The organism is Corynebacterium tuscaniense DNF00037 (assembly GCF_000759055.1).
GTDB classification, from domain to species: domain Bacteria; phylum Actinomycetota; class Actinomycetes; order Mycobacteriales; family Mycobacteriaceae; genus Corynebacterium; species Corynebacterium tuscaniense.
This window is the reverse complement of record NZ_JRNG01000038.1, coordinates 23,052-31,314: the sequence shown is the minus strand read 5'-3', so window position 1 is coordinate 31,314 and position 8,263 is coordinate 23,052. Positions and strand designations below refer to the sequence as shown.

Here is an 8,263-nt window from a genome sequence, read left to right as displayed (position 1 = left end):
TGGGCCGTCTCGCGGACAGTGAAATCCCTGGTCGCCGGGAGTCGTGGTGTTAAATCCTTCACCGCAACCGGCGGTAGCTCACGGGCGCTCAACGCCTCAACCAGTTTCCAGGCCTCCTGGAGTTCCAGGTCACGCGCTATCATCCGGACCGGACCCGGCACCAGGTCAAAGCGCACGCTGGCCACTTTTAAAGCGCGCTGAACTGGCCCAACACGGAGCGTGACCTCCTGGATGTGGAGTACTTCCACGAATTCCAGCCGCCTACTGAACAAGCCATGGCTGGTGATGGCATAGGTTGTGCCTGGAAGAGGGGTCAGGGCAAGGGCTTGGCGGGACGCATCAATGGGCGAGGCTATGCGTGCCCGGCGCGGGGACTTCAGATCCCAGTCCGGGTTCACAATCAGTTCGCGCGGTAGCGGACTGATTGCCTCGATGAGCTCGAGAGCCTGCTCGTAAGATCCCACCGGCAGCAGGCGCGATGTGCCGGAGGCTTTGTTGGACTCACGGCCATATCCAGCAATGTTCACGGTGACAGTCCACCACCCGAACAAGCGCCACAGCACCGGTTGCGACAAGCCAATCGCGTGAATCCGATCCAATGGCACTGCTTGGGTGCGGCGGTTGGCCAGCCCGTAGGACAGGTGCACCACGTCCCCATCCAAAGTGGCGTTGTAGCGCCAGGACTGGTCAATCTGCCGCCAGATCTGCGGGATAAAACCTACAAGCACCGGCACAATCACCGTTGCTGAAAAGTCGGTGACGGTGGGGAGGAGGGACCAGGTGAGGGCAAAGAGCGTCGATAAGCGAAGTCCTGCACCTACGAGCGAACGTGCAACGGGAATGGGTGGGACAAGGAAGCCTCCCTGGGGTTCCTCAGGCGGCGCGATCTTGTGCAGGAGCTCGGCGCGGATGGCTTCGGCCTCACGGCGGGTGAGGTAGCCGATCTCGATCGCGGAATTTGATCCGCCAGCCACCTCCACGCGCACCTGCGCGAGCCCGAACAGGCGGGGCGCGAAGGGCTCGACAACATCAACCGCCTGGATGCGATCATAACACGCGGACCGCACCTGCGTGGAAATGACGCCGCGGCGAAGCTCCAGCTCGTCCTCCCCCAGCCGGAAACCCGTGCATGCCCACCAAATTTGCGACACCAGGAAAACTAGCGCAAGCGCCCCCAACGCACCACCCGCTACCTGCGCGAATAACAGGGCTGTGAACTGCTGATCCCGCAGCGCGTTAGCCAGGTAAGTAGCAAAATTGAACACCACAATCGTGGTCAACGCCACCAATGTCGCCCACACGCGCAACAGCGGAGTGAGGCGGTGAACCCGGCGGTACTCGGTCACAGGCCACTCATCCGTTCACGCGCGTTGATGGCCAGACGCTCACGCAACGCATCCGCCTCCGCGGCGGGCAGGCCGGGGATCGTCGCATCCGACGTTGCCGACGCCGTGTGCAAGCTCACGCCCTTCAGACCAAGCATCCGCGTGAACGGGCCACTGGTGACATCCACAAACTGGATACGGCCATACGGCACCAGCGTGAACGTCTGCCGGAATTTACCTTTGGTAATCAGCAGCTCGTCCTCGGTTTCCCACCACGCCGTGTTGCGCACGCGCAGCGGAATCATGATGAGTTGGAACACATACCACGCCCCAACAACGGCCGCGCCGAGCCACCACCAGCCACCCATCATGAACTGGGGCACGATGAAGCACGCCGCCAACACCAAAGCCCACAGGGTCTGGGAGGCATACCGCGCGAGGATGAGCTTCCTCGACACCGGATTCATCTCCGCCGCCGTGGTGGGCAGACGCAGCACCGGCTCACCGGCACTGACATGGCGCCCGGTGCGGGCAGAATCGGCGCTGTTCATGGGTAATTACCCTACCGCGTGGACACCTCACCCGTCAGCCGCGCCACCGGCGCCAGGAACTGCGGGCGCGCCACCGCTACTGCCGCCGCAACAACCACCAGCGACACCAGGAACATGATCAGGCCCGTCCAGTCCGCCGCATACTCATTCGGGTCTACCGCCCCACGCGCCGCGTACATCGTGTTCAGGTTCCGCAGCACTCCCGTGGTGAGCACCAAGCCCACATGCACCACCACAAACACCAGGAAGTACACCAACACCGGGAAGTGCACCGCGCGCGCCACCGGCGCCGGGAACAGCTTGTTCGCCGTCTTCCACTCGTTGCGCCACCACATGCTCATGCGCGCGCCCGACGCGATCGCGAGCGGCGCTGCGATGAACACCGTGACAAAGTACGCGAGCTGCTGCAGCGCGTTGTAGTACACCCAGCCGTTCTCCGTCGGCCAGTCCAAGCTCAGGTATTGCAGACCCGCGGACACCGCATTCGGGAACACATCCCAACTCGTTGGCACGATGCGCATCCACTGGCCCGTCGCGAACAGCAGCACAACGAAAATCACGCCGTTAAGCACCCACAGAACATCGAGCACCAGGTGGAACCACAGCACCAGGCTGATCTTCTTCCCACCCTTTTTCGGCCGCCAGTACGCCTCGGGTTTCCGTTGGCCACGCACCTGCAGGCCCGTCCGGATAATCAGCACCATCAGGAACATGTTGAAAAAGTGCGCCCAATTCAGCCACGCAGGAATCCCCACCGGCGCATTCTCCGGCATCGGCGCGGGGCCCGGGTAAGCCTCAAGGAAAGACTGTCCGGCATCAGAGCCCAAAAAGCTTCTCGACGCCCACACCCCCACCCCCAAAACCACAACCCCCACCAAGGCCCACATGAGCAAACACTTCGGGGTCTTGTTCTGGGCCTTGCTGCGGGCAGGCTTTTGAGCTGTCTGCTTCGTGGCTTCCAGCTTTGTGGCCTCCTGCGCGGGCCGCGGGGCTGGTGCAGGAGTCGCTGGAGATTCCACCCCACCCGGAGGTTTCGGCGCTGCCGGCGCTGCCGGCACGGCAGCCACTGGTGGCGTCGGCGGAGCCGGAGGCGCCGGAGGTGTAGCAGGCATCGGCGGTGCAGGCGGCGCGGGAACAGCGCCACCCGGCGCGGACGGTGCTGGAGGTGCCGGAGCAGCGGGTGGGGTTGGCGGTTGTGGCGCGGCGGGCGGGCTAGGCACCGCTGGAATGTCGTGGGACGATGCTGCCTTCGGGATATTGTTGCTAGTCATTGCTGCTTAGACTATCCAAGCCTTTCGGTTGGATGGAATCATAGTGGGTACGTTGAGCTGTTTAGCTTCGTCCATGCTCGCGCCAACGGGTCAGAACACGAATCTGTAAAAGTGCTGGGTAGAGGTGGCCGATGATTCCGATGACAATTAGCACCGTTGTCGAACCCCACGCGCCAGCAATTCCTGCCCAGGCGGCGGTGGCGATATGTAAGAGGAATCCCCATGTATGACCGGCAGCTGCAGCTTGTACGGGTCTTAGGTTTTTGCTTCGCCGGTTCTGAATGGACGCGCTGGACTGCCCATCACGCAGAGCAATGATCAGCCGGTTCCATCCAATGTGGTTGAGAAGGGTGTTGAAGGTGGGGAGGGCGAGGCGTCGAGAAGCTGTGTGCGAGAGCGACAAACGCTCCCACAGCGAGTGTGGGATGTGCTGCTGGAGCGAGTCACCCGCGAATGGCGCGAGGCCGAAACTCAACAGAGTCGCGGTGAGTACAAACCCCAACGAGTCAGCACCAACGGAACTGACCACGATTATGAGCCCGGCGAAAGCGACAACTGTGCTAAGCAGTGCTGCCACTGAGCGTCAACTCCTCTGGTTCTAGGCCTAGCCACGGGTCAATATCCAGCATAAAGACGGCACCGCCCGGGAGTTCTCCTCTTTGCCATGTTTGGAAGGCTGCCGGGTCGAGGTCGAACATGAAGGGATTTCTCTGAACAAGCTGGTGCCCCAAAAAGCTGGTGTCCCCGTCATCGCATCTTCGAGTAGTGGCGGTGGGTGAAAGATTCAACCATCGCACTTGACCGAGAGAGTGCACAAAACTCTCCTACCAGTACATATATATTTTCGGCCTGGGCGGTGAGTGCAAATCCTTCACTGCGCCCTTTTTACCGGAAGTCGCGGGACCCGCGGGAGAGGCAGTCGCCCATGTCCAGAGGTTCAAGTTTGTCGGCAAGAACACTGGCGGCACCGGAGGCATTTTCGACGATGCCGCGAACGATAAGGGCTTTCGCGGTACGGGCAAGGACTTTCTGCCGCTTCCATAGGCCAGTTGGGATGACCACGTTCATGAGGCCGGTTTCATCCTCCATGCCTAGGAAGGTGACGCCGGCGGCGGTGGAGGGACGTTGGCGGTGGGTGATCACACCGGCGATGCGGATGCGGGTGCCGTCTGGGACGCGCCTCAGCCCGCTAGCTGGGACAATATTCAAAGAATCCAAATGCGTGCGAACCATTTCTACGGGCATGAGGCCGGGCGTAACACCGGTGGCCACAATGTCGGCGGCCATGAGTTCAAAGGCGTTCATGCCGGGAAGGGCGGGCGCTTCAATGGCGGAAAGGCCTGGCAGCATGCCCTCACGTTCGGTGGCGGCGATGCCGGATTGCCAGAGGGCTTGGCGGCGATCCACGCCAAAACAATCCAGTGCACCCGCCCGGGCGAGGGCCTCGACATGCTCCACGGTGAGGTCCGCGCGGCGGGATAGGTCCGGAATATCGATGAAAGGCCGAACTGCCCGGGCAGACTCGATGCGCGAGGCCGCCTTCCCGCCAAGACCTTTGATCAGGTTCAGCCCCACGCGGATGGTGCCGGAGTCGATGCAGCGGGCCTCCACACCAGACTCGTTGACATCCACCGGCAGGACCACAATCCCGTGGCGGCGCGCATCCTGGATGAGGGACTGCGGTGAGTAGAACCCCATCGGCTGCGCCTGCAACAAGCCCACACAGAATTCCGCCGGATAGTAGTGCTTGAACCAGGCCGAGAAGTACACCAACGAGGCAAAGGACTGGGAGTGGGATTCCGGGAAGCCGTAGGCTGCGAAGGCCACGATCTTCTGCCAGAGGCTCTCCGCCACGTCCTGCTCAATCGAATTGGTCGCCCAGCAGCCTGAGAAAAACCGGGCCTTGAGCGCCGCCATCTTCGCCGGTGACCGCTTCGATCCCATAGCGCGGCGCAGCGAGTCCGCCTCTGTCCCACTGAAACCAGCGGCGTCCACGGCGATCTGCATGAGCTGTTCCTGAAACAGTGGAACTCCCAGGGTCTTACCCAGGGAACGTTCCAGCACCGGATGGTCATAGGTGACCGGCTCCCGGCCGTCACGGCGCCGCAGGTATGGGTGGACAGAACCACCCTGGATCGGGCCCGGCCTGATCAGGGCCACCTCTACCACCAGGTCAAAGAAGCAGTGCGGTTTCAGCCTGGGCAGAGTGTTCATCTGGGCGCGGGATTCCACTTGGAAAACGCCGACGGCGTCGGCGTGGGAGAGCATGTGGTACACGGCAGCGTCGTCAAGCGAAAGCTCCCAGAGGCGGACCTCGCGGCCGGTGGTTTCGCGCACAAGGTCAATCATGTGGTGCAGCGCCTCGAGCATGCCCAGACCCAGCAGGTCGAACTTGACCAGGCCGGCGGTGGCGCAATCGTCCTTGTCCCACTGCACGACCGAGCGGCCCTCCATGCGTGCCCACTCCACGGGGACGACATCGGCGATAGGCCGGTCGCAGATCACCATGCCACCGGAGTGAATACCCAGGTGGCGGGGCTGCCCCTTAAGTTGCGCGGCCAAGGACTCAACACGCGATGGAGGCGAGGCCAGGCCCTTCGACCACGCATCCGCCGCGCCCTGCGGGTAGCCGAGCGCACGGGCGGCGTCGCGCACCGCGCCCTTCGTGCGATACGTGATCACGTTGGCCACCTGCGCCGCATTGTCCCGGCCGTAGGTGCGGTAGACGTACTGGATGACTTCTTCGCGGCGGCCGGACTCAATATCAATGTCAATATCGGGCGGGCCGTCGCGGTCCGGCGAGAGGAAGCGCTCGAACAATAGCTGCGCGCCGATCGGCTCCACGTTGGTGATGCCAAGCGCGAAGCACACCGCTGAATTCGCCGCCGAACCACGCCCCTGGCACAAGATGTTGGACTCGCGGCAGAAATCCACCAGGTCGTTGACAATGAGGAAGTAGCCGGGAAAACCAAGTTGCTCGATGACGCGCAGTTCGCGCGCAATCTGCTTAAGGGCTTGTTCTTGCAGGTCAGCAGACCGTGTGGCGTAGCGTTCGCGGCCGCGCTCCGCCACGAGGTGGGTCAGCCAGCTCATCTCGTCGTGCCCATCGGGCGTGGGAAATCGCGGGAGTTCAGGCGCCACCAGGTCGAGGGCGAACGCGCATTCTCCTGCGAGTTTCACGGCCTCCGCGATCATCGCCGTGTCGTCGGGCATCATCGCCGCGAGTTGCTCGCCCGAGCGTAACCAGGGCGCGCCCATCGGGTGCAGGTCCGCGGATGCCGCGCTGATTGCTTTTCGACGCCCCAACGCCCTCTTCGCCCCCGCCACCCTTGCCCCGTCCCGGGTGGCGGCACCGGGGGCAGCGGTCAGGATTTCCCGCAGACCAGGCGGGCCGACGGCACGAAGGATGGTATGGCGGTCTGCATCTTCCGGCAGCATCGTGGCCTCATATTCTTTGACCACGTTGGCCACGCCGAAGCATTCCACGAGTTCATCCAGGTGATCTGCCCACCGCCAGCCCGCCAACACGATGCAGGTACCAGCGAGTGCTGCCGCCATCTCCGGCAGTGGCGGGTAGTGCACCACCCCTTTCTCGCCTGAGGCCATGTGCGCCCCAGCCATGAGGTGCGACAGGCGCCGGTAGCCTTCCGCCCCGCGAGCAATCACCGGTAGCGGTGCGTGGGGCAGGCTGAGCTCTGCACCAAACACCGTGGGCAGGTCTACCTCCGCGGCTGCTTCGGCGAATTTCACCGCCCCGTAGAAGCCATCGCGGTCCAGCAGGCCAAGGGCACTCAAGCCGAGTTCGTGGGCGCGGGCCACCAACTCCTCTGGCTCACTGGCACCACCAGTGTCACTGAGGAAGCTATAGGTGGATACGGCGTGGAGTTCTGCGAAGGGAATCGCCCCGCTGCGGCGCCGGCCCGCGGGAGTGGAACGCGAGCCCCGTTCAAACCGTTCAAGCCGGTCAACAGGCACAACGGCAGGCCCGGGGCGGCCGGAGAGGATGCGTTCCAGCTGCGCCCAGGACAATGCTTTGCCACCATTGAATCGCACGCGCCTATCGTACACACATTCGACACCATAAACCGAACGAACGTTTGATTATATTCGCCGGAAAGCAATGAATGAGGCCGGAACTAGACTAAGCGGTACACACGGTGATAGATTTTCCCAGACACTTCAACCCCGACTAAGAAAGTGCAGGACGCGACATGCGCCTCAACCGTGTTATCGCAACCGCAGCAGCTTCCATTCTGGCAGCTACTGGGCTGGTTGCATGCTCCTCTGACTCCACCGACAACGCCGCTCCGAAGGACGATGAGAACCAGGTCGTGCGCATCGGTACGACCGACTCTGATCAGAAAGCTTGGTCTGTTTTCCTTGACAAGGCCAAGGAAGCTGGCATCGACCTGGAGCTGGTCCCCTTCACCGAGTACACCCCGGTGAACCCGGCGCTGGCTGAGGGCCAGCTTGACCTGAACAAGTTCCAGCACATCCTGTACCTGGCTCAGTACAAGGCTTCTTCCGGCAAGGATCTGCGCATCATCGGTTCCGCTGAGATCAACACCCTCGGCCTGTTCTGGAAGGACCATGACTCGCTCGACGGCATCGAGGGCGAGAAGGTTGCTATCCCGAACGACCCCTCCAACCAGGGCCGCGCGATCAACGTGCTCGTCCAGGCTGACCTGGTTAAGGTCAAGGACGGCACTGACCCGCTGAACCCGACCCCGGCTGATATTGACAAGGATGCCTCCAAGGTTGAGGTCACCCCGGTTGATGCTTCCCAGACTCCGACCGCCTACAACCAGGGCGACCCGGCGATCATCAACAACAACTGGCTCTCCCGCGCTGGCATCGACGCATCCACTGCTGTCGCAGCCGACGACCCGAACTCTGAGCTGGCCGAGCCGTACATCAACATCTTCGCTGTCCGCGCAGAGGACATTGACAACCCGACCTACGACAAGCTCGTTGAACTGTGGCAGACCCCTGAGGTCACCGAGGCTCTGAATGAGGATTCCAACGGAACCGCCGTCCAGGTGAACAAGTCCAAGGAAGACCTGAACAAGGTCCTCGACCGCCTCGTCGAAGACGCAAAGAACGAGAAGTAAACCCC

General features: G+C 62.5%; 7 protein-coding genes. 1 reads left to right on the top strand and 6 read right to left on the bottom strand.

Annotation, left to right across the window (positions count from 1 at the left end; genetic code table 11):
* The 6 genes from HMPREF2129_RS08310 to HMPREF2129_RS08290 form a co-directional block, all read right to left on the bottom strand.
* Positions 1–1,346 (bottom strand): PH domain-containing protein (locus tag HMPREF2129_RS08310; protein ID WP_084576716.1); only part of this gene is annotated, 1,346 nt, incomplete at its 3' end.
* Positions 1,343–1,792, bottom strand: coding sequence for a PH domain-containing protein (locus tag HMPREF2129_RS08305; RefSeq protein WP_034665388.1), 450 nt, complete (start codon positions 1,790–1,792; stop codon positions 1,343–1,345). The genes HMPREF2129_RS08305 and HMPREF2129_RS08310, both read right to left, overlap by 4 nt.
* Before the next feature lie 95 nt (positions 1,793–1,887).
* A complete protein-coding gene (locus HMPREF2129_RS08300) occupies positions 1,888–3,147 on the bottom strand; it encodes a cytochrome b/b6 domain-containing protein (RefSeq protein WP_156959264.1) in 1,260 nt (419 codons plus the stop codon).
* A gap of 61 nt (positions 3,148–3,208) precedes the next feature.
* Positions 3,209–3,724, bottom strand: a complete 516-nt coding sequence (locus HMPREF2129_RS08295) for a hypothetical protein (RefSeq protein WP_034665363.1) — start codon at positions 3,722–3,724, stop codon at positions 3,209–3,211.
* The gene (locus HMPREF2129_RS11020; RefSeq protein ID WP_156959263.1) at positions 3,708–3,845 is read right to left on the bottom strand and encodes a hypothetical protein; all 138 of its coding nucleotides are present in this window, start codon (positions 3,843–3,845) and stop codon (positions 3,708–3,710) included. Before HMPREF2129_RS11020 ends, HMPREF2129_RS08295 begins: the two co-directional genes overlap by 17 nt.
* Positions 3,846–4,032: 187 nt before the next feature.
* Entirely contained in the window at positions 4,033–7,215 is a 3,183-nt protein-coding gene (locus tag HMPREF2129_RS08290; RefSeq protein ID WP_034665362.1) for an error-prone DNA polymerase, read from the bottom strand.
* Positions 7,216–7,358: 143 nt separating this feature from the next.
* Here HMPREF2129_RS08290 and HMPREF2129_RS08285 point away from each other — a divergent pair, with 143 nt between their 5' ends.
* On the top strand, positions 7,359–8,258 hold the full coding sequence (locus tag HMPREF2129_RS08285) for a MetQ/NlpA family ABC transporter substrate-binding protein (protein WP_034665360.1): 900 nt from the start codon (positions 7,359–7,361) through the stop codon (positions 8,256–8,258).
* Positions 8,259–8,263: the final 5 nt, after the last annotated feature.

What these genes read in the sequence shown, in the direction of transcription:
- HMPREF2129_RS08305 (WP_034665388.1), bottom strand. Translation starts at nt 1,792, where the DNA reads ATGAATCCGGTGTCGAGGAAGCTCATCCTCGCGCGGTATGCCTCCCAG.
- HMPREF2129_RS08300 (WP_156959264.1), bottom strand. Translation starts at nt 3,147, where the DNA reads ATGACTAGCAACAATATCCCGAAGGCAGCATCGTCCCACGACATTCCA.
- HMPREF2129_RS11020 (WP_156959263.1), bottom strand. Translation starts at nt 3,845, where the DNA reads ATGTTCGACCTCGACCCGGCAGCCTTCCAAACATGGCAAAGAGGAGAA.
- HMPREF2129_RS08285 (WP_034665360.1), top strand. Translation starts at nt 7,359, where the DNA reads ATGCGCCTCAACCGTGTTATCGCAACCGCAGCAGCTTCCATTCTGGCA.